Below are 22,783 nucleotides of genomic sequence, written 5' to 3' on the forward strand. Positions count from 1 at the left end.
CTGGGTTGCAACCCAGTATTAATCGGTAGGAAAAAGCAATATATTATGGCACAAATTGACAAAATTATCACCTTGTTCACACTTATTTTACTTTTAAGTTTTCCTGTACTTGCACAGGAACATTCCCATAGCGATTCGGCCAAAGAAGAAACATCGGTGGTGGTTGAAGAAGGGCTACCCGAAGCTGAAGAAATCCCAGCTACTGAAAATTCAACCTTTGCCTCCTGGGACGAATTCCCAAACCTTCACCCGATGGTTGTACATTTTCCTATTGTTCTGTTGCTGGTAGCGTTGCTTTCCCAATTCATCGGGTTGTTTGCTTACAGAAAAGAAATGAGCTGGGTTACCATCTTTTTGCTCACCGGCGGGTTTATCGGTGCGTTGCTGGCCGGGCTGGTATTTCATCCGCACACCAGCGAACTACCTGAAAATGTAAAACAAGTTTTTGAAACACATGAATATTACGCTTTTCTCACCATTTGGTTGGCGGCTATTGCACTGGTGCTAAAAATCATCAGCCATTTTACCAACCGCAAAACCTGGTTTGAAGTAATTGTTTTTCTCGTTTTGGGGGCATCGGCACTTACGGTAAGCCTGGCAGGACACCTCGGTTCTCAAATGGTTTTTATTGAAGAAGTTGGTGCCGGCGGAAATTACATTGAGCAACATGACAAATAAAATTAAAAAACGATATAACCGCATTGCCAGAATTTATGATTTTCTGGACCAGCCCATGGAAGTAGGTTTTGCTAAATGGCGAAAAAAGATGCTGGCCGAAGCCACCGGAAAAACCCTGGAAGTGGGAATCGGAACGGGTAAAAATTTACCGTATTACCCGAAAGATGTGGAATTGACCGGGATAGATTTCAGCGAAAAAATGATTGAAAAAGTCCGAAAAAAAACCAACCGGCCTGCAAAAACGCAGCTTTTAGAAATGGATGCCGAACAAATGGGTTTTGATGACAATACTTTCGATACGGTAGTTACCTCCTGCGTATTTTGTTCCGTTCCCCACCCCGTGCAGGGCTTGAAAGAAATAAGGCGCGTGTGCAAAAACGGGGGCAAAATACTGATGCTTGAACATGTGCGCAGCCACAAAAAAGTAATTGGCCCATTAATGGATGCCTTAAACTTTATTCCTTTAAATATATACGGGGCAAATATTAACCGCGAAACGGTTGATAATTTATTGAAAGCAGGTTTTGAACCCAAAAATATACAGGTTGAAAACCTATGGCTCGATATTGTCAAACTCATCCGGATATCCAACAATAAGCAATTAAAAGAATAAAATACTATAAAATCTTTTAAAAATTGTGTAACATATAAAAGATTAGTTTTCACGTACTTTGTATAAACAATTAAAATTTAATGACATGAAAAAGATGAAAAAGTTAGTAATTATCGTAACAGCCCTGCTGTTTATGGCAGGCTACACGGCAAACGCCCAAATGATGAGCCAGAACAACAAAAAGAGTCAAAAACAAGGCATGATGATGCAAAAAAGCGGAATGATGCAAGGAGGAATGATGCAGGGCATGATGAACAGCGGGAAATGCCCCATGTGCGGACAAATGATGAACCAAAACATGCCCATGAAAAAATACGGCATGATGGTAAACCGCCTGCCCAACATGCAGCAACAACTGTCGCTTACCGATGACCAGGTGAATCAACTTTTCGATTTGCAAACCGAGTTTAAAAAACAACAACTTGATTACCAGGCAGAACTCCGTAAAAAACAGATGAAACTGAAAAATTTGTTGGCAGATAACGCCTCGGCTAGTCAGGTTAAAAACCAATTGGAAGCCTGTTCCGAAACAAAAATCGACATGAAAACAGCCGCTTATGAAACAGCCGGAAAAATGAAAGCAATGCTCACCAGCGAACAGAAAGAGCAATTGAAAAATACAATGATGCAAGGCGGCGGAATGATGAAAGGTGGCATGATGCAGGGAAAAGGCGGAATGATGAACCAGGGCCAGGGTGGCATGATGAACCAGCAACAGGATCAGGATCATGAAGAACACCATTAACAAGAAAGGAGCAATAGTATGATGAACGGATTTGGAGGTCACGGCTGGGGCATGGGCTGGTGGTGGATCATCGGGCTTATTATCATAATCGCCATTGTTTGGATGGTGGTTAAGGGAATGAACCAAAACAACAGCCCCGGCCAAAGCCCCGGCAAATCGGCGCTCGATATTTTAAAAGAGCGTTATGCCAAAGGAGAAATTGATAAACAGGAATTTGAAGAACGCAAAAAGGATTTATAGGAGCCTTCCCTAACCCCTCCCAAAAAGGCTACTCTTTATACACAAATAAAAGTGTTAATTTAGTTTACTACAAATAACAAAATAAAAGAAATGGAAGCACAACAATTAGAAATCGATTACAACGGGATGTTTCAAGATAAGCGTCTCGAAAAAAGGGGCTAGAGATATTAACAAAAATGGAGATGGGACAAACAGCGATATTGAATCAACTTTCGGATAGCCATGCAGACAACATGGCTTACAGCCGCTTTTTCAACAATGACTCCATCAATCTTTTCTCCCTGAAGAAGAGTTCCCAAATGAAAGTAAAGGAATTAAGTAAAGGCAGGCATGTCCTCTGCTTGCAGGACACGAGTGAAATCAACTATGAGAAGCACCGGAATTTTTTTCATCTGGCAGACGAGGATTTGGGCCCGGTTGGGAACAATACAGATATAGGTTTTTTTCTTCACCCTATGCTGGCTGTTGACACAAATGGATATTTTCCATTAGGCTTTTCCTCAATCCATTGTTGGAACCGTAGGTTTGACAAACAAGACAAGCACCAACGGGGATATAAAAACCAACCCATTGAAACGAAGGAATCCTATCGGTGGATCTCGACAGGGAAAGAGAGCATCGAACTTTTAAAAGATAGCGTTTCCCATCTTACTATTATCGGGGACCGGGAAAGCGACATCTATCAAGAGTTTGTTGACTTAAAAACGGGACATTCCGATTTGTTGATACGGTCAAAAGAAAACAGGGGGCTATATGGAGAAAAGAAAAAATTATATGAATATTTATCGGATCAACCGGTATCTGGCACCTATAAGATTCAGGTACATAGCGACAAGAGGAAAAACCGGGAAAGCAGGGAAGCAATTATAGATGTTAAGTATTGCAAAGTAAAAATAAGCCGACCCAAAAGCCATATCGACAAGAGTTTGCCTGAATACATTGAGCTTACCGCCATTGAAGCCAGAGAAAACAGTTCAACAGTTCCTGATGGAGAAAAGCCAATACTATGGAGGTTGCTCACCACCCACCAGGTACCCGATGCACCGACAACGATACTGATGGTCACCTGGTATAAAACCAGATGGTTGATCGAAGAATTGTTCCGGCTGCTAAAACAACAAGGAATAGACATTGAATCCAGCCAGTTGGAAAGCGGCAAAGGGCTAAAGAAATTAGCGGTCATGGCCATGCAGGCAGCATTAAAAATACTGCAACTCAGGCAAGACAGGGATGGCTTGTGTTTTATTCGTGGGTCTGTAGTTTTCAGTGAAGAGGAGTTAGAATTTGCTGAAACAGTGAGCCAGTCCAGATATGAAGGGAAAACCCAATTACAAAAGAACCCCCACCCAATAGGCTCACTTGCAAGAATGTCCTGGATAATAGCCAGGATGGGAGGTTGGAAAGGATATCAAAGTACTGGAAAGCCCGGACCAATAACAATGAAAAGAGGCCTTGCTAAATTTAATATAATGTACCAAGGCCTGGTTTTAGCTAAGTATCATAAAGATGTGTATAAAGAGTAGCCCAAAAAGGGGGACAGGAAGGAGAATGAAAAAAAACAGAACAATGAAAATTATAATAGCAGCTACCAAAACATGCACACACCGGCCAAAACTTGAAGAACAACTGCAAGATGCCGGATTACAATATGAAGTGATGTACTTTGAAGACCATCCGGAATTAATAGATACATATAAATTAAAAACATCACCCCTTTTAATTGTGGATAATAAAGTGGAATCGGTTGGGATGCCGGAACATAGCCAAATTACAGAATTGAAAAATAATAATTGATTGACATGAAGTATTACATTGAAAAAACAACAGAGTACGGTTTCGACGAAGCCGTAGAAAAAGTAACAGAAGAATTGAAAAAGGAAGGCTTTGGCGTGCTTTCAGAAATTGATATTCACGAAAAACTAAAGGAAAAACTGGATGTTGATTTCAGAAGATATAAGATATTGGGTGCGTGCAACCCTCCAAAAGCTTTTCAGGCCCTTCAATATGAAAACAAAATCGGTACCATGCTACCCTGCAATGTAATTGTTCAGGAACTGGATGATGGAAAAACAGAAGTGGCCGCGGTTAACCCGGTGGCTTCAATGCTGGCCGTTGACAACCGCGATTTAACCGAAGTGGCCAATGAAATAGAAGAAAAATTGCAACGGGTGATTCATGCGTTATAAATTTATTGCACGGAGGTTACCTATCCCTTCAAACATTTAAATATTAATGCTATAAGATAGTTGAATATAAATTTTAAAATGTAAGAACTTGGATATCATGAAAAAACTTGAAAATAAAACAGCCGTCATCACCGGTGGCGCAGGAAGCATTGGAAAAGAAACCGCCGCCCTGTTTTTAGAAGAAGGTGCAAAAGTTCTTTTGGTTGACCTGGACGAAAAGGCTTTGGAACAAACAGCAGCGGAACTGGGAAATGAAAATGTATCCTGGTGCGCAGCAGATGTATCAAACACAGATGATGTGAAGCGCTACGCCGAAGAAGCGAAAAAAACCCTTGGCAGTGTGGATATTTTTTTCAACAACGCAGGTATCGAAGGGGTAGTAAAACCGGTAACCGACTATCCTGAGGATGAGTTTGACAAAGTGATGGCGGTGAATGTGAAAGGAGTATGGTCGGGCAATAAATATATTGTTCCGCTTATGGCCGATGGTGGAAGCATCATTTTGAGTTCATCGGTTGCCGGCCTGAGCGGCACTCCCAATGTAAGTGCTTATGTAGCCAGCAAACACGCTATAATAGGTTTGATGCGAAGCCTGGCTTATGAAGTGGCAGAAAAAAAGATCAGGGTCAATACCATTAATCCTTCGCCTGTGGATAACAGAATGATGCGTTCACTCGAAAACGGCTTTGCGCCCGGAAAGGGTGATGAAGCAAAAAAAGGCTTCGAACAGACCATTCCGTTGGGCCGCTATGCCAAACCCGAAGAAATCGCAAAAGCGGTACTGTTTCTTGCCGGTGATGACAGTCAGTTCATAACCGGTACCACGCAGGTGATTGATGGAGGGATGAACGCGTAAATGATGCAAAATCGGAACAATTATAAAAAAGAAAGGAGGAAATTATGATGGGAGGAATGGGCTTATGGTGGATAATAGGCATTGTTGTGCTGATCGCTGCTATCTGGCCGTTGGGGCAAAGGTTCAACAGGAACAACAGCGCTAACCAAAGCTCCGGCAAATCGGCACTCGATATTTTAAAAGAGCGTTATGCCAAAGGAGAAATTGATAAACAGGAATTTGAAGAACGTAAAAAGGATTTATAAGAACCCCCCCTAACCCCTCCCAAAGAGGGGGACAGGAAAGAGAATGAAAAAAAAGAACAATAGAAATTATAATAGCAGCTACCAAAATATGCACACACCGGCCAAAACCTGAAGAACAATTGCAGGATGCCGGATTACAATACGAAGTGATGTACTTTGAAGACCACCCGGAATTAATTAAGACCTATAAATTAAAATCATCGCCCCTGTTAATTGTGGTTGGGAATGTGGAATCGGTTAACATGCAGGGGAATAGCCAAATATTACAGAATTGAAACATCATTATAAAAAAATCAAAATATGGATATCAATGAAAAACGTCCGACCAAAAGAGACGAAACACAAATGGTACCACAGCCGGTAAAAGGCGAAAAGGGCCTGGTAAATGTAGATACCACCTGGGGAATAATACAGCCTATGCAGGTTGCAAAAGGTGTGCGCACCATAGATGAAATAGAAGTAAATGAATTCCGGGAAAAAGGGCTCCCGATTATCGATGCCCGGACTCCCGGTTTTTATGATGTTTCCACCATCCTCGGTGCAAAGAACATCCCGCACAATGAAATAACCGAAAGAATGGGCGAACTGGACCGCGGCCAGCCGTCCATCTTTTTTTGCAACGGACCGCAATGTCCGCAGTCCCCTTGGGCAATCCACAATTTACTGGAGGCCGGTTTCCCACCCGAAAAAATACTGTACTATCGCGGCGGCATGCACGATTGGGTAACGCTGGGGTTGCCGTTGGAAAACAAAAAACAGTAACCCAAATATTAAAGCAGGAAAAATATCATCTGATAAATTAAAATGAAGCGAAATGGATAAGCAACACAATCATCAGGAGCCCGGAAACCACAAGGCGCATGAGCATCATGAAGAACACGAACATCATGACGGGCACAAGCATAAAGACGGTAATCACGGCAGGCAGGGTGGCGGGTCGCACGATCACCATGCCATGATGATCCGGGATTTTCGCAAACGGTTCTGGGTTTCAACCATCATTTCAATCCCAATCCTGGTTTTCTCAACCATGATCCAGAATTTTTTGGGTTACCAGTGGCTACTCCCGGGCAACAAATATATTCTGCTGATCCTTTCTACCTTTGTTTATTTCTGGGGAGGCTGGCCTTTTCTAAAAGGGTTTTATGAGGAGATAAAAGCCAAAGGCCCCGGAATGATGACATTGATATCAATGGCTATTTCTGTCGCTTATTTTTACAGTGCTGCGACTGTATTTGGACTTAAAGGAGAAGATTTTTTCTGGGAGCTTGTTACATTGATCGACATCATGTTATTGGGCCACTGGCTGGAAATGAAATCGGTACTGGGGGCATCAAAAGCCCTTCAACTGCTGGTAAGCATGATGCCTGCCGAGGCACACCGGGTGAAAGGCGATCAGGTGGAAGATGTAAAACTGGAAGAACTCCAAAAAAATGATATCATCCTTATCAAACCCGGAGAGAAAGTATCGGCTGACGGGATTATCGTGGATGGCAGCAGTTACCTGAACGAGTCGATGCTTACAGGCGAATCAAAACCGGTAAAAAAGGAAAAGGACGATAAAGTGATCGGGGGGTCCATTAATGGCAACGGATCGTTGAAAGTAAAGGTTGTGGGCACCGGCAAGGACAGTTACCTTAATAAGGTGATAAAAATGGTTGAAGAGGCACAAAAAAGCAAGTCAAAAATGCAGAACCTTTCCGACAGGGCGGCTAAATGGCTTACTTACATTGCCCTTACCATTGGTTTTGGAACTTTAACCGTGTGGCTGTTGCTTGGCTACGATTTTGTTTTTGCCCTGGAACGGATGGTCACGGTCATGGTTATTGCCTGTCCGCACGCACTGGGCCTGGCCATACCGCTGGTGGTGGCTATTTCAACGGCCGTGTCGGCACAAAACGGCTTGCTGATACGCAACCGTACTGCTTTTGAAGAATCAAGAAAAATCACTACACTTTTGTTTGATAAAACAGGAACATTGACAACGGGTGTTTTCGGCGTTGCCAGGTATGAATCGATAAACAAAGCAATAAAAAAAGAAGAAATGTTCCGCCTGGCCGGCGCTTTGGAGCAAAACTCGGAACACCCGATTGCCGTTGGCATTATAAATAAACTGAAAGAATTGAAAGTCAGTATCCCTAATGCTGAAAAGTTCAATGCCATCACCGGAAAAGGCGTTGAAGCCCGGGTTGAAGGAAAGCAGGTGAAAGTAGTAAGCCCCGGTTACTTAAAAGAGAAAAACTGGGAAATGCCCGAAGGTTCCGTTTCAAGCGAGGCGGAAACAGTGGTGTTTGTGATTGTTGATGAAAAGATTACGGGTTATATAGCGCTGTCAGATGCCATTCGCCCCGAAAGCAGGGAAGCCATCAAGACATTTAAAGATAACAATATCAAGACATTTATGGCTACCGGCGATAACGAAAGGGTGGCCAAAGCGGTTGCATCCGAACTCGGGTTGGATGGTTATTTCGCTGAAGTTTTACCCCACAATAAGGTGGAGATTGTAAAAGATCTGCAGGGCAAGGGCGAGTTTGTGGCCATGACCGGCGACGGCGTAAACGATGCACCGGCGCTGGCACAAGCCAATGTAGGCATTGCAGTAGGATCGGGAACGGATATAGCGGCTGAAACTGCCGATATCGTTCTTGTAAACAGCAATCCAAAAGATATTGCCAACCTGATCTTGTTTGGTAAAGCGACCTACAACAAAATGATCCAAAACCTTATTTGGGCTACCGGGTATAATACTGTGGCCATCCCACTGGCCGCAGGTGTTTTATACTCTGCGGGCTTTGTGTTGGGACCTGCTGTCGGTGCTGTATTCATGAGCTTGAGCACCATCATTGTTGCCATCAATGCGCAATTCTTAAAACGTAAAATGAAAAAATAACAACAACTATTTTAAAGAAAGCAGCAAAATATGATAAACAGGATAGAAAAAATCAAAGAATACCTGGGTGATTCCCGGGATGATTTATTAACACATAAGTGTAAAACAGTAACAGTAGACCAGCTTACGCTTCCCGGTCCTGATTCTCTCGACAAAGTTTTTACAGAAAGCGACCGCAGCGTACAAGTGCTGAAAAGCCTCGCTTCTATTTATAATCATGGCAGGCTGGGCGGTACCGGTTTCCTGTCAATATTGCCTGTTGACCAGGGTATTGAGCATACAGCAGGCAGCTCTTTTGCTCCAAACCCGATGTATTTCGACCCTGAAAATATCATCAAACTGGCAATTGAAGGCGGGTGCAACGCAGTGGCCACTACCTTTGGGGGTCTGGCGTTACATGCCCGGAAATATGCGCATAAAATTCCCTTTATAGTAAAAATAAACCACAACGAATTATTGACCTATCCCTACACCTACGACCAGATTATGTTTGGGTCGGTACGCGAGGCCTGGAACCTGGGGGCGGCGGCTGTTGGAGCCACTATTTACTTTGGCTCTGCAGAGGCCAACCGTCAGATACAGGAAGTGTCGGAGGCTTTTGAGGAGGCACACGGGCTGGGAATGGGAACTATTTTGTGGTGTTATACACGAAACAGTGCCTTTAAAACAGTAGACAGGGATTACCACACCGCAGCCGATCTTACCGGACAGGCTAACCATATTGGTGTAACCATTAAGGCCGACCTGATCAAACAAAAACTTCCTGAAACTAATGGAGGATTCCGTGATCTCAAATTTGGAAAAACTGATCCGGCGATGTATGATAAGCTTGCCACCAATCACCCTATTGATTTATGCCGTTACCAAGTGATCAGCAACTATATGGGAAAAATCGGTTTGATCAATTCGGGGGGCGCCTCTTCAGGAGCGTCCGATTTTGCGGAGGCAGTGCGCACTGCCGTGATCAACAAAAGAGCGGGGGGTACCGGGCTGATTTCAGGAAGAAAGGCTTTCCAACGCCCGTTTAAGGAAGGTGTCCAATTACTGAATATCATACAGGATGTTTATCTTTCAGAAGATATTACCATTGCATGATTTCATGGAAACAACCTATTAAACAAAAAAAAGAGATCTTAGCCAATGAGTAACTTATTGCTAAATAAAAAATTTATCGTTTTACTGGTCTGTTTGTTTGTGGTAATGACCGGTTACGGGATTTTGTTACCGGTGCTGCCCTTTTTTATCGAACGGCTGGTAGCATCTGCCGGGAACGGTAATACCGACATATCCTTCCATTTTAGTATACTCACGGCTATTTATCCCTTTGCCCTGGTATTCACAGCGCCCTTTTGGGGGAAGGTTTCCGATCGGACAGGTCCCAGGGCGCTTATTATCCTTGGACTTGGAGGTTACTCGCTTATGCAAATTATGATTGCCTTTAGTACCAACCTCATCATGCTTTACGCCGCGAGAATTTTGGGCAGCCTGCTTTCTTCTTTTCTGGTACCGGTGGTCAACGCTTACATCAGCGACATTACTACCAAAGAAAAACGCACCCGGGCCATAGCCTGGGCAGGAACTGCCGCAAGTGCCGGTGTAATTACCGGACCCGGTATAAGCGGCTTGCTCATCAATAACAACCTGCATTTCAGATGGCAGTCCGGCCACTGGATGATTGACCGTTTTAGTGTGCCCTTTCTGGCTCTCGCTATTTTAGGCGTCATCACCCTGGTGGCTTCCCTGTTTGTTTTGAAACGCACAAAAAGAGTACCTGCAACTGCGCGGCGAAACCTGACTTTTCAAATATTCCCGAAAGGGAAATGGAAAAGTATGGGCGAATTACTGATATTATCATTGATCATACAATTTGCAATAACTTTATTTGAGTCTGTTTTTATTCTCTATGGTAAGGATGTTAGAAATTATTCGGCTTCATTTATCGGTATCGGGTTGTTGGTTTGTGGCCTTGTAATGGCCATTTTACAGCCCGTAATTGCAAAATGGGGCCCGTTAATTTTCCGAAACATTAAAAAACAGATATTATATGGGTTCCTGATAGCCGGGGCAGTTTTGATGTTATTTGTTTGGGGCCAGGACAACTGGTTCCTTATCACAGCCATAGCGCTTTTCGGTTTGGGCACATCGTTGGTCATTCCCAACCTTATTGCCCTTATTTCCCTGCAGGAACGTGAATCTTCGGGCTGGGCTTTGGGGATGCAATCTTCCTTTAGCGGAATCGGGCAAATTGGCGGCCCCTTATTGGGAACAGCTATTTATACCTTGAATAGAAGCGCCCCTTTTTATATTGCAGGTGGCCTTCTTGTTTTAGTGGCATTTATTCAATTTAACAAAAAATAAAATCTTAAAAAAATGAAAAAAGTAAAAGTAGCCATCAACGGATATGGCGTAATTGGAAAACGAGTAGCGGAAGCCGTTGCCTTACAGGACGATATGGAACTGGCCGGGGTTTGCGATATTATTACCGACTGGCGGATAAAAATAGCCGTACAAAGGGGATACCCGGTATTTGCTTTTAATGACGACTTCAGAAAGCAAATGGAAAATGCAGATATACAGGTACACGGCATCCTTTCCGATCTGATAAAGCAAGCAGATATTATTGTGGATTGCACCCCGAAGAAAATCGCTGCCAAAAATATTGAGAAATACAAGGAAGCCAACCTGAAATTTATTGTTCAGGGCGGGGAAAAACACGAAACAACCGGGCACTCTTTCAGCGCCGAAAACAATTATGAAACGGCATTGGGACGGGAGTCAACGCGGGTTGTATCATGCAATACAACATCTATTGTACGCACGCTTACCGCCCTGAAAAATGCGGGGCTGTTGAAAAAAGCAAGGGGGACACTGCTCCGCCGGGCAACCGATCCATGGGAAAGCCACCTGAACGGGATAATGAACACGCTGGTGCCCGAAAAGGAAATCCCCAGCCATCAGGGGCCCGATGCACAGACGGTCGATCCCGATCTGGATGTAATAACCGCGGCCGTTAAAGTCCCGGAAACCCTAAGCCATTTGCATTACTGGAATGTACAACTCACCAGGGAAGCAAGTAAAGAGGAAGTGCTGGATGCTTTTCGCACATCCACCCGTGTTGCCTTTATCAACTACGGTGACGGGCTTTCGGCCAACAATGCCATCAAAGAGCTGATGATGGCGTTGAACAGGCCTTATGGTGATATGTACGAAGTGGCCCTGTGGGAGGACATGTTGAAAGTGCAAGGCGATGAATTGTTTTATGCTTACGTGGTGGACAACCAGGCCATTGTAATTCCTGAAACCATTGATGCCATCAGGGCAATGACCGAAATAGAAAAAGATTTCGAAAATTCTATTAGGAAGACCAATAAAAGCCTGGGGATACGGCAGGATTTTTAAGGACAGGATGTTCAGAATTAAGTACCTTATTATAGCGATGATTTTGCTGGCATGGGTCAGGATATGCCAGGGGCAGGACAATATGCTCATTGAACAAATTGCAGGCAGGGATATTATCCGTAAGGGCTATAATGAAGCAGGCGACCAAATTTCGAAACAAAAGTTCTCAATCAGTAACCTGGATACGGTGGATGGATTTTTATCCGTGAAAATCAGGGTTTCGTTATTTGATAAAAAGGACAAGCTAACCGACAGTTATACCACTGATTATGTTTGTAAGCCGGACGAATCGAATGTCCTTGTCACTGTTTTCCCGTTCGCCCGGCAAAATGACGCAGAATATGTCATCGAAACTTCATCGCCGGAGTTTAAAGAACTATATGATTTTTCAGACAATGCTAAAAAGTTAAATGACCTCAGTGTTGAGATGTCTGTTAAATCGGGGCTTTTAGGTTTTTTTGGTTCTAAAAACCGGATTTCGATAAAAAACAGGAGCCTTGAAATGGAAACCGGTAATTATATCCTTACATCTGACTTGACAGTTGAAGCCTATTTGTGGGGCATTCGTGTGAAGTCGATTCAATACGAAGTTATTGAAATGCTGAATGCGGAAAAATTTTTGATGAGACAAAAGTTCCAAAACAAAAGTGGCAGTTTTTTTATAGTGAATTACAATGCAATCGGTAAAGAATTTTAATTTGAAAGTTACCAAAAAACCATCATGAATAAAACAAACAATCTTAAGCCAACCTTGGTTTTAATATCCGCATGGCTGGTGGTCTTAGTTTCATACTATCTTCAAATGCGAATGGCGAATTCACTGTTTTCAAGGTCAGGATCGATGATGGTGCTCATTACTGTTGTGGCAAAACAGATGTTGTTAAAAGGCAGGAATGAATACCATCACCAGCAGTTGAGAAAGTTGGCTGCGGGCAAAAAGGCAAATCTTGAAAAAATCCACCCCACCAAAAGTTATGGATATCTCGAAACCGTTGCTAATTTCAATATTCTTATTGGTACTTTAATTTGGGGCTATGGCGATTTAATCTATCAATAAAAAATGTTTAAAAGGAGGTTAATATGAAAAAGATTATTCCAACATTTATTGTTTTTATGGTTTCGTTTACGCTGCTTTATGCTGGAAATAGAGCATCCGAAAAATTGCAGGAGGGTGAGGGCGTGAATAAAATTTCAGCGTCTCAACTTCATGAAATGATGGAGAAGAAAGATTTCATACTTGTGAATGTACACATCCCGTATGCCGGGGAAATTCCCAAAACGGATATATTAATTCCTTACGATGAAATTATAGAACACCTGGAAAAACTGCCCGCAAAAGATCAAAAAATTGTGTTGTACTGCCGGAGCGACCGTATGAGTACCATTGCCTCAGAAAAACTTGCGGACGAGGGATATTCAAATATTTACAATTTAAAAGGCGGCATGAAAGCATGGAAAACAGCGGGTTATGAGTTAATTAACAACCCACCATCGAAGACTATCCGTTCGGGCAAAAAATGATGGAGATTCCGTGATTATGATATTTCAACAACCTTTAAAATTGAAAAAAACATGAAAATAAGTTTTACTTTTTTATTTTTCGCCTTACTTATAATGGCAGGAAATTCAGCTTTGTCCAAAACCGATACAACTACCTACCATCTAACCCTGCGTCAGGAAACCGTAAACAAAGCCGGCAAAGATGTGATGGGCATGACTATCAATAATAGCATACCCGGACCAACCCTGCATTTTACCGAGGGTGATTATGCAGTTATTTACGTTAAAAACGAAATGGACGAGGAGACTTCTGTACACTGGCACGGTATATTGCTCCCCAATTTTTACGATGGGGTACCTTATTTAAATACCCCACCCATATTGCCCGGCGAAACCCAAAAATACGAATTCCGACTTAAACAGGCAGGAACGTACTGGTACCATTCGCACACCATGTTGCAGGAACAAAGCGGGGTTTACGGCGCTTTGGTTATCGAACCGCAAGAAAAGACACTTGATTACGACAAAGATTTAGTATTGGTACTTTCGGACTGGACAAATGAAAAACCGATGAATGTGTTGCGGAATTTAAAACGCGGCACGGAGTGGTACACCATCAAAAAAGGAACAGCAACGCCGCTTAACCAGGTGATTGCCCGCGGAGCTTTGGGCGCCCAGCTCAACTTTTGGAAAGACCGCATGGAAGGAGCCGACATTGCCGATATTTATTATGAGGAATTCCTGATAAACGGTGAACAAAGCCGGGAATATCCCAATTTTGAACCGGGCGAAAAGGTGAGGTTGCGCATTGTAAATGCTGCCGCATCTACCGCGTTCTGGTTGTCGATTGGCGCTGGAAACCCCACCCTGGTCGCGGCTGACGGATTAAGGGTTGAACCCTACAAAACTGACAAACTGTTCATTGCCATTGCCGAAACATACGACTTCCTGGTAACCGTGCCACAAGAAGGCAAAATCGAATTCACGGCTACCGGACAGGACGGCTCGGGCAAAACCTCGGCACATATTGGAACCGGACAAACCATTCAAGCCCCGGTCATTCCCAAACCCGATAAAATAAAAATGATGCAGCAAATGTCCAAAATGGAAATGCGCATGGGCGCACCGGCCATAAAATTCAGGCCTAAAAACGACGACCCGCACCACCTCCGCAAAAACTGGGGAATGATAATGCCCGAAATGGAAGGTATGGAACAGGAACAAAGGACAAAACATGACATGCAAAACGCGGATGGGCATGCAATGGGAAATATGCAGAAAACGGAAAAAGATACGATGCAGCAAATAGATGCCGACGGCAGGAACATGGACATGGATATGGGCGGGGAAGGCATGTATTCCGAGTATCATTACAATTTCTTAAAAGCACTGGAAAAAACTACTTATCCCGCAGATGCGCCAGTGAAAGAAGTTCTGCTCAACCTCACCGGCAACATGCAACGTTACATCTGGAGCATGAACGGTATCCCGCTTTCAGAAACCGATAAAATACTTATCAAAGAAGGCGAAATTACCCGCATCACCTTTAACAACCTTACAATGATGCACCATCCCATGCACCTGCACGGGCACTTTTTCAGGGTCATCAACGAAAACGGGGAGTATTCCCCTCTGAAACATACCGTAAACGTGGCGCCCATGCAACAGTTAACCGTGGAGTTTTATGGCGATGAATACGGCGACTGGTTTTTTCATTGCCACATTTTGTACCACATGATGGGTGGGATGGCCAGGATTTTTAGCTATGACACACCGCGAGACCCACGTCTCAGAGGTTACCCGGTTTCCGAACTCATCCACGAAACTAACCGCTGGTATTCCTGGGGCCTGGCTGATGTGGCTTCGCACCTCACCGAAGTCAACCTGGTTACCTCCAACCTTCGCAACCAGTTTAACGTAAATGCAGAATACGGCTGGAACCAAAACATGGAAGTTGAATTTACCTACGAACGCTATCTATACGATTATTTCACTGTTTTTGCCGGTGTGAACATGGAGAACGAACTGGAAGACAACCTCGATAAAATTTCGACCACAGCCGTGGCTGGTTTTCGCTGGTTTACACCTTATATGTTTAATTTGGATGTCAGAATTGATAATGAGCTAAGGCCACGTCTCGCAATTGGGCGGGAATTGATGCTGTTTCCGAGGCTGTTTGTTTTTGGCTACTACGAATACCAAATGGATTTTGGATGGGTAAATGACCTCGGGGAGAACACCTGTTTTGCGCATGAAACCGTCTGGAATGCCGGGGCAGAGTACATGTTATCAAGGAATTTCTCGCTCATGGCCAGCTACGACAATCGCTACGGAGCTGGTGGTGGTTTATCTATTAGATTTTAATTATCATGAACGATTACAAAAAAAACAGCCTAACCCTAACAGGCGCCGTTTCGATGGGGACGGGAGTAATGATTGGCGCCGGGATTTTTGCCCTTCTCGGCCAGGTTGCCGAACTATCGGGCAAGCTTTTCCCGGTTGCCTTTGTAGTTGGCGCTGTAATTTCAGCATTTAGCGCTTATTCGTACATAAAACTGTCCAACGCTTTTCCTTCGGCGGGTGGAATTGGAATGTACCTTAAAAAGGAATACGGTAAAACCACTTTCACGGCATTTGCTGCGCTATTGATGACTTTTTCTATGATCATCAACGAAAGTTTGGTTGCCCGGACGTTTGGTGCCTACGTAATGCAATTGTTTGATGTGGGCAAAAATACTTTCTGGGTGCCGGTACTAGGGGTTGCACTTATTGTGTTGGCATTTGTGGTAAATATCTCGGGCAATAAGCTGATTGAGAAATCGTCGTTTACCATGGCGGTATTGAAAATTGTTGGATTGGCAATACTCGCCATTGGAGGACTTTGGGCTTCAGGTCTTAGTTTTCAGGAAACAATACCTACTTCGCTACCCGACAAATCGGTGGCCAGTTTTATTGGGGCACTCGCCCTCACCATTTTGGCCTACAAAGGGTTTACCACCATTACCAACAGTGGCGATGAAATTAAAAAACCCCATAAAAATGTGGGGCGCGCTATTATTATCTCTATCGCAATTTGTGTAGCTTTATATTATTTAGTGGCCATTTCAGTGGCCTCATCGCTTTCTATTGAGGAAATTATAAAAGCCCGCGACTATTCGCTTGCAGAAGCGGCCCGACCTGCATTTGGTAAATACGGCGTTTGGGTTACCGTGGGCGTGGCTATTATTGCCACAATTTCCGGAATCATTGCCAGCATTTTTGCGGTTTCGCGCATGACGGCCATGCTCACCGAAATGAAACTTATCCCGCACAGCCACCTTGGAATGTCGGGCAGAATCCAAAAACACATGCTTGTGTATATTGCCGGTCTTGCAATCCTACTTACCATTTTATTCGACCTCTCAAGAATTGCCTCGCTCGGCGCTATTTTTTACCTGGTGATGGACATTGGAATCCATTATGGCCTGCTGAAAAATCTGCGCAAAAAGGTTGACTTTAAACCGGCAATTGTGATTACAGCAATCGCACTTGATACAATTGTGTTAACCGGTTTTGTTCTAACAAAAGCAAAAAGCGATTTAACAATTATACTTGTTTCAGTAGGAATAATGTTGGTTATTTACCTGGGTGAGAAATGGTTCCTTTCAAGACAAAAAGAATCAGACTGAAAGTTTATAAATCAAAAAATTATATATCATTTTACCAAAATTATATAACATTGTTAAATTCTTGTTATCGTATATTTGTCTCAGTGAAAAATAGTTGAAAAGCACGGGATAAATAATCCCGTGTTATTTTAAATTAACCAAAATTATCAATTTTAAAAGAACACTTTTAGAAATTATTTGTTTTATTTGCGGTAATGTTAAAAAGAATCAGTCATATTATTTTATCTCTTGTATTATTGGTCTCAACAATGGGGATGGCTGTGTCAAAGCATTATTGTCAGGGAGACCTGTATTCTGTTGCCGTTGGTGGTTTGAACAACGATAAATGTGATATGGGTGATTGCTGCCACGATGAAGCTCATTTTTTTAAAGTTCAGGAGGATTTTTATACTCCTCAAATTTCAACCATTCCGGTTTTAGCAGAACTTGATATTTTAGGGCATGACTTATTCTCAGAGGTATTATTAAATGTCCCTGAATTGGAAGTAGCGGGTATTAATTTTATTGAAACACCTCCTTTACTTCCCATTCAAAAAACACTTTCCCTGAAACAGGTATATCGTTTATGATTTTATTATGATTAACAGGAGGTTTTTGTGATGCGCAAAAACCATCTATGTAATTTATTAATCATTATAAAACTCATAATCGAAATTTCATGTTAAATAGAATTATTCGCTTTTTTCTTGAAAATAAGCTGGTTACATTATTAGTACTCATACTTTTTGTGAGTTGGGGAATTGTTACTTCCCCCTTTGGGTGGGATACTGGTATTTTACCAAAAGACCCGGTGCCGGTGGATGCCATCCCCGACATTGGCGAAAACCAGCAAATTGTATTTACCCAATGGATGGGCCGTTCACCACAGGATATTGAAGACCAGATTTCGTATCCATTAACAACATACCTTCTTGGGATACCAGGTGTAAAATCCATTAGGAGTTCATCGATTTTCGGGTTCTCCAGCATCTTTATCATTTTTGAAGAAGATGTTGAATTTTACTGGTCACGCTCCAGGATACTGGAGAAACTGGCTTCGCTGCCATCGGGCCTTTTACCGGAAGGCGTTCAGCCCGCGCTTGGCCCCGATGCAACTGCACTGGGCCAGGTTTACTGGTACACTATTGAAGGACGCGACAAAAACGGCAATCCTACCGGCGGCTGGGATTTGCATGAAATCCGCACCGTACAGGATTTTTATGTGAAATACGGACTCAATGCCACAGAAGGGGTTTCGGAAGTGGCATCCATTGGCGGATTCGTGCAGGAATACCAAATTGACGTAAACCCCGATGCACTGAAAGCCTACAACATTCCGCTGCATAAAGTAATGATGGCGGTGCAGAAATCCAACCGCGATGTGGGTGCTAAAACCATCGAAATCAACCAGGCTGAATACCTGGTGCGTGGGTTGGGCTATGTTAAAAAAGTGGAAGACATTGAAAAAGCCGTTGTTGCGGTACAGGAAAATGTCCCTATTCGCATTCAGGATATTGGCGTGGTTAGCCTGGGTCCTGCTACCCGTCGTGGTGCTTTAGACAAAGATGGCGCGGAAGTGGTTGGCGGCGTGGTTGTAGCCCGATACGGTGCAAATCCTTTGCAGGTTATCAATAACGTAAAAGATAAAATCAGGGAAATTTCACCCGGATTGCCTAAAAAGGTTTTACCCGACGGAACCGAAAGCCAATTAACTATTGTCCCTTTCTACGACCGTTCCGGCCTTATTTACGAAACACTGGGTACATTGGAAGAGGCCATTTCGCTTCAGATTCTCATCGTTGTGCTGGTGGTCATCGTTATGGTTTATAACTTAAGGGCTTCATTTTTGATTTCCAGTTTACTGCCCATTGCCGTGCTGATGGTTTTTATTGCCATGCGCTATTTTGGCGTTGATGCCAACATTGTGGCACTTTCGGGTATTGCCATTGCCATTGGGACGATGGTCGATTTGGGGGTAATCCTCTCCGAAAACATCATCAAACACATCGATGAGTCACCTCCTGAACAGAAACTCATAACTACCATTTACAACGGGGCTTCGGAAGTAAGCTCTGCCATACTTACTGCAGTTTCTACCACTATTGTTAGTTTTATCCCGGTATTTACCATGCAGGCCGCCGAAGGAAAACTGTTTGGACCGCTGGCATTTACAAAAACTTTTGCTCTGATTGCCGCCCTTTTGGTTTCATTGCTTATTATGCCCACACTTGCCCATTGGTTTTTTGGGGCAAAAATTCAAAATAAAAAAATCAGGAAGTGGCTCAATATCATATTGATTCCTATTGGAATTGCTGCCCTGATTGCCGGTCAGGTTTGGGGTGGAATGATTTTGCTTGCTTTTGGCGTTATGGGAACAGTAAAAGAATTGAGGAAAAATCGCCCTGAAAGTGATGTGAATTCAGACACAAATACAGACTCCAGTATGTCAATCCGACAAAAAATAAAGTCGTTTGCATTTTGGGTGTTTGACCACGCCGAAATTATCATCGTGTTAATCGGTGTCATCTGGTTGTTGTCCAAATACTGGCTTCCGCTGGGACCAGCTAAAAGCCTTGTAATGAACGCACTGTTTGTTGCGCTGATAGTCATCCTTATTTTAGGCTTTTTTATTCTCCTTGAATATTTTTACAAATCCATTCTCCGGTGGTGTTTGAACCACAAAGTCGCATTCCTGCTGATACCTTCATTTTTAATCCTTTTCGGGGCAACTACCTGGATGGGGTTCAACAATGTCTTTGGTTTTGTGGCCAAAGGGTTCGACACGGTAGGGTGGAACATTCGCACCACCAAAGTGTGGTCGGGATTAAGCCATACATTCCCCGCCATAGGAAAAGAATTTATGCCTTCGCTCGACGAGGGAAGTTTCCTGCTCATGCCTACTTCCATGCCCCACTCCGGTTTTGAATTTAACCGTAACGTTCTGGGGCAACTGGATATGTTGCTGACCAACATCCCGGAAGTTGAGCTTACGGTAGGAAAACTGGGAAGGGTAGAATCTGCGCTCGATCCGGCCCCCATTTCCATGTACGAAAACGTAATTAATTACCGTCCGGAATACATGCTGAACGAAAAAGGGCACCGGGTAAGGTTTAAAACAGATAAAAATGACCGCTTTATACTTAGCAGCGGGGATACCCTTTCCAATAAAGAAGCCTTACAACGCGGTGTAAAATACCAGGACCTCATCCCCGATACAAAAGGGGCATATTTCCGCAACTGGCGGGAGGAAATCAAATCTCCCGACGATATTTGGGATGAAATTGTGAAAGTAACCAAAATTCCGGGGGTGACTTCAGCCCCGAAACTGCAACCCATTGAAACCCGTTTGGTAATGTTGCAAACCGGGATGCGCGCCCCCATGGGGATTAAAGTTTACGGCCCCGACCTTGGTACCATTGAAGATTTCGGGATGAAACTGGAAGAAATCCTGAAAGAAGTTCCATCGGTGAAAGCTGAAGCGGTTTTTGCCGACAGGATAGTTGGGAAACCTTACTTACACCTTAACATCGACCGCGAAAAAATATCACGGTACGGGTTAAATGTGGAAGATGTGCAGCAAGCGATAGAAACGGCCGTTGGCGGAATGAAAATCACTTCTACTGTAGAGGGTCGCGAACGGTTCCCGGTGAGGGTACGTTACCCGCGCGAACTCAGGGACAACCCCGAAGCGCTCGGTAATATCCTGATACCGACGCCAACCGGGGCGCAAATCCCCATCTCGCAGATTGTGGATTTTGAATATGTCAGAGGGCCCCAGGCTATTAAAAGCGAAGAGACTTTTTTGGTAGGATATGTTTTGTTTGACAAACGGGATGGCTATTCAGAAGTGGGCGTAGTAAACGATGCGCAGAATGCGATTCAGGCGCGGATTGATGCAGGCGATTTGAACGTTCCTTCGGGCATTAGTTACAAGTTTTCGGGCAGCTACGAAAACCAGGTGCGGGCCGAAAAACGGCTCTCCATCATTGTTCCGTTGGTTTTGGTCATTGTATTTCTGATTCTCTACTTTCAGTTTAAATCGGTATCCACCTCACTTATGGTGTTCACCGGAATCGCGATGGCGTTCAGCGGAGGGTTTATGATGATTTGGCTTTACGGACAGGGCTGGTTTGTCGATTTCTCTATTTTTGGGACCAACATGCGCGACCTGTTCCAGATGAACACCATCAACCTGAGTGTGGCGGTCTGGGTCGGATTTATAGCGCTTTTTGGTATTGCAACCGACGATGGTGTTTTGATGGCCACCTACCTCGACCAGAGTTTCGAGCGAAATAAACCCGATGACCTGAAAGGGGTACATGCGGCGGTGGTGGAAGCAGGCTATCGCAGGATTAGGCCTGCGGCAATGACTTCGGCTACAACCATTATCGCACTGTTACCCATCCTTACCTCAACTGGCCGGGGCGCCGATATTATGATTCCCATGGCCATCCCGGCTTTTGGGGGGATGATTTTTGCAGCGGTTACCTATTTTATCGTACCGGTTTTGTACAGCATGCGCGAAGAGCGAAAACTTAAATAGAATCAGTCATGAAGAAAATAATAACACTTATAATCATATTGGTTTCAGGGTTAAGTGCAGTGCAAGCTCAAACTCTGGACAGCTATCTCGAAATGGCGGCCAAAAATAATCCGGGCCTTCAATCGAAATACAAAGAGTTTGAAGCAGCACTGCAAAAAATTCCGCAGGTAAACGCACTGCCCGATCCTTCGTTTTCTTTCGGCTACTTCATTTCGCCGGTTGAAACGCGGGTTGGACCGCAACGGGCCAAGTTTTCATTGAGTCAGATGTTCCCGTGGTTCGGAACGCTGGAAGCAAAAGGAGATGCCGCAGCGCTAATGGCCGCAGCAAAATACCAGTCGTTTTTGGAAGCCCGGAACAAGCTCTATTTCGATGTGGCGGCTGCTTATTATCCGTTGTACGAACTACAGCAGATGCAGGAAATCGAACGTGAAAACATTGAGATTTTGGAGTCATATAAAACGATTGCTACCCGAAAATTTGAAAACGGGGCTGCTCCAATGGTAGATGTACTGCGCGTGGATATCATGTTGAAAGATTCGCGCACCACACTCGAAATTCTAAATGAAAAGGAACGTGCGCTGGTTTCAACATTCAATAATTTATTGAACCGGAATGAAAACGAAGACGTGATTATTGCCGATACTTTGCCGGCAGCGGCTGTGGAAATCGAAGCAGTCAAAGATTCGTTGTTATTGCGAAATCCAACAATCAACGCGCTTGATTTGAAAACAAAGGCAAGCAAAGCCAACGAAATTGTTGCGCAGAAACAGGGGCTTCCAAACATCGGAGTCGGACTGGATTATGTAGTAGTGGGAGAACGATCAGACATGTCGGTTGCCGGTGCCGGAAAAGATGTACTGATGCCGATGGTTTCAGTGAGTATTCCGCTGTTTCGCAAAAAATACGACGCAGCCGAAAAGGAAGCACAGCTCATGCAGGAAAGTTATTCACTTCAGAAAGAAAATGTGCTCAATTCGCTCTCGTCTGAATTTGACCGGACACTGTTTGACATTACGCAACAGCTCGAATTACTGAAGCTGTACCGCGAACAAGTTACCACAACACAGCAATCGCTGAACCTGCTGTTCAGTTCATATGGCAACTCCGGTAAAGAGTTTGAAGAGGTGCTTCGCATGCAGCAACAATTACTGAAATACGAAAAAACAATGGCCACGGCAGAGGCTCAATACCAGATAGCCCTTGCCAAATTAAATTATATCACTGCAAAAACATATTAA

Annotated in this window: 22 protein-coding genes; all 22 read left to right on the forward strand. The window is 43.8% G+C overall.

The window, feature by feature from the left end; all coding sequences use genetic code 11:
- Positions 1-45: 45 nt before the first annotated feature.
- The gene (locus GM418_RS19645) at positions 46-678 is read left to right on the forward strand and encodes a DUF2231 domain-containing protein (protein ID WP_158868943.1); all 633 of its coding nucleotides are present in this window, start codon (positions 46-48) and stop codon (positions 676-678) included.
- Positions 668-1,291, forward strand: a complete 624-nt coding sequence (locus GM418_RS19650; RefSeq protein ID WP_217447536.1) for a class I SAM-dependent methyltransferase — start codon at positions 668-670, stop codon at positions 1,289-1,291. The genes GM418_RS19645 and GM418_RS19650 overlap by 11 nt, the downstream gene beginning before the upstream one ends.
- 94 nt (positions 1,292-1,385) lie before the next feature.
- Complete coding sequence (locus GM418_RS19655) at positions 1,386-2,036, forward strand: Spy/CpxP family protein refolding chaperone (protein WP_158868944.1); 651 nt, start codon at positions 1,386-1,388, stop codon at positions 2,034-2,036.
- Positions 2,037-2,054: 18 nt separating this feature from the next.
- The gene (locus tag GM418_RS19660) at positions 2,055-2,276 is read left to right on the forward strand and encodes an SHOCT domain-containing protein (protein WP_158868945.1); all 222 of its coding nucleotides are present in this window, start codon (positions 2,055-2,057) and stop codon (positions 2,274-2,276) included.
- 182 nt (positions 2,277-2,458) lie between these two features.
- Positions 2,459-3,799 carry an IS4 family transposase gene (locus tag GM418_RS19665; protein WP_217447537.1) on the forward strand — a complete coding sequence of 447 codons (1,341 nt, stop codon included), beginning with the start codon at positions 2,459-2,461 and terminating at the stop codon, positions 3,797-3,799.
- A gap of 43 nt (positions 3,800-3,842) precedes the next feature.
- On the forward strand, positions 3,843-4,070 hold the full coding sequence (locus GM418_RS19670; RefSeq protein WP_158868947.1) for a thioredoxin family protein: 228 nt from the start codon (positions 3,843-3,845) through the stop codon (positions 4,068-4,070).
- A 5-nt stretch (positions 4,071-4,075) separates the two neighbouring features.
- Positions 4,076-4,462, forward strand: a complete 387-nt coding sequence (locus tag GM418_RS19675) for a DUF302 domain-containing protein (RefSeq protein ID WP_158868948.1) — start codon at positions 4,076-4,078, stop codon at positions 4,460-4,462.
- A gap of 97 nt (positions 4,463-4,559) precedes the next feature.
- Complete coding sequence (locus GM418_RS19680) at positions 4,560-5,318, forward strand: SDR family NAD(P)-dependent oxidoreductase (protein ID WP_158868949.1); 759 nt, start codon at positions 4,560-4,562, stop codon at positions 5,316-5,318.
- A 44-nt stretch (positions 5,319-5,362) separates the two neighbouring features.
- Positions 5,363-5,563 carry an SHOCT domain-containing protein gene (locus tag GM418_RS19685; protein WP_158868950.1) on the forward strand — a complete coding sequence of 67 codons (201 nt, stop codon included), beginning with the start codon at positions 5,363-5,365 and terminating at the stop codon, positions 5,561-5,563.
- A gap of 345 nt (positions 5,564-5,908) precedes the next feature.
- Positions 5,909-6,325: a rhodanese-like domain-containing protein gene (locus GM418_RS19690; protein WP_217447538.1), complete on the forward strand. Its 417-nt coding sequence runs from the start codon at positions 5,909-5,911 to the stop codon at positions 6,323-6,325.
- A 52-nt stretch (positions 6,326-6,377) separates the two neighbouring features.
- A complete protein-coding gene (locus GM418_RS19695) occupies positions 6,378-8,453 on the forward strand; it encodes a copper-translocating P-type ATPase (RefSeq protein ID WP_158868952.1) in 2,076 nt (691 codons plus the stop codon).
- A 30-nt stretch (positions 8,454-8,483) separates the two neighbouring features.
- Positions 8,484-9,548, forward strand: a complete 1,065-nt coding sequence (locus GM418_RS19700; protein ID WP_158868953.1) for a class I fructose-bisphosphate aldolase — start codon at positions 8,484-8,486, stop codon at positions 9,546-9,548.
- 45 nt (positions 9,549-9,593) lie between these two features.
- Positions 9,594-10,811, forward strand: coding sequence for an MFS transporter (locus tag GM418_RS19705; RefSeq protein ID WP_158868954.1), 1,218 nt, complete (start codon positions 9,594-9,596; stop codon positions 10,809-10,811).
- Positions 10,812-10,823: 12 nt separating this feature from the next.
- Positions 10,824-11,852: a type II glyceraldehyde-3-phosphate dehydrogenase gene (locus GM418_RS19710; protein ID WP_158868955.1), complete on the forward strand. Its 1,029-nt coding sequence runs from the start codon at positions 10,824-10,826 to the stop codon at positions 11,850-11,852.
- Positions 11,853-11,859: 7 nt separating this feature from the next.
- Positions 11,860-12,549: a hypothetical protein gene (locus GM418_RS19715; protein ID WP_158868956.1), complete on the forward strand. Its 690-nt coding sequence runs from the start codon at positions 11,860-11,862 to the stop codon at positions 12,547-12,549.
- Between the two features lie 24 nt (positions 12,550-12,573).
- Positions 12,574-12,909, forward strand: a complete 336-nt coding sequence (locus GM418_RS19720; protein ID WP_158868957.1) for a hypothetical protein — start codon at positions 12,574-12,576, stop codon at positions 12,907-12,909.
- 23 nt (positions 12,910-12,932) lie between these two features.
- Positions 12,933-13,373, forward strand: a complete 441-nt coding sequence (locus GM418_RS19725) for a rhodanese-like domain-containing protein (protein ID WP_158868958.1) — start codon at positions 12,933-12,935, stop codon at positions 13,371-13,373.
- Positions 13,374-13,424: 51 nt separating this feature from the next.
- Positions 13,425-15,716, forward strand: coding sequence for a multicopper oxidase domain-containing protein (locus tag GM418_RS19730; protein WP_158868959.1), 2,292 nt, complete (start codon positions 13,425-13,427; stop codon positions 15,714-15,716).
- A gap of 5 nt (positions 15,717-15,721) precedes the next feature.
- Positions 15,722-17,020: an APC family permease gene (locus GM418_RS19735; protein WP_217447539.1), complete on the forward strand. Its 1,299-nt coding sequence runs from the start codon at positions 15,722-15,724 to the stop codon at positions 17,018-17,020.
- Positions 17,021-17,214: 194 nt separating this feature from the next.
- Positions 17,215-17,589: an HYC_CC_PP family protein gene (locus GM418_RS19740; RefSeq protein WP_158868960.1), complete on the forward strand. Its 375-nt coding sequence runs from the start codon at positions 17,215-17,217 to the stop codon at positions 17,587-17,589.
- Between the two features lie 89 nt (positions 17,590-17,678).
- A complete protein-coding gene (locus GM418_RS19745) occupies positions 17,679-21,542 on the forward strand; it encodes an efflux RND transporter permease subunit (protein WP_158868961.1) in 3,864 nt (1,287 codons plus the stop codon).
- Positions 21,543-21,550: 8 nt separating this feature from the next.
- Positions 21,551-22,783 carry a TolC family protein gene (locus GM418_RS19750; RefSeq protein WP_158868962.1) on the forward strand — a complete coding sequence of 411 codons (1,233 nt, stop codon included), beginning with the start codon at positions 21,551-21,553 and terminating at the stop codon, positions 22,781-22,783.

The sequence above is a fragment of the Maribellus comscasis genome (genome assembly GCF_009762775.1).
GTDB classification, from domain to species: domain Bacteria; phylum Bacteroidota; class Bacteroidia; order Bacteroidales; family Prolixibacteraceae; genus Draconibacterium; species Draconibacterium comscasis.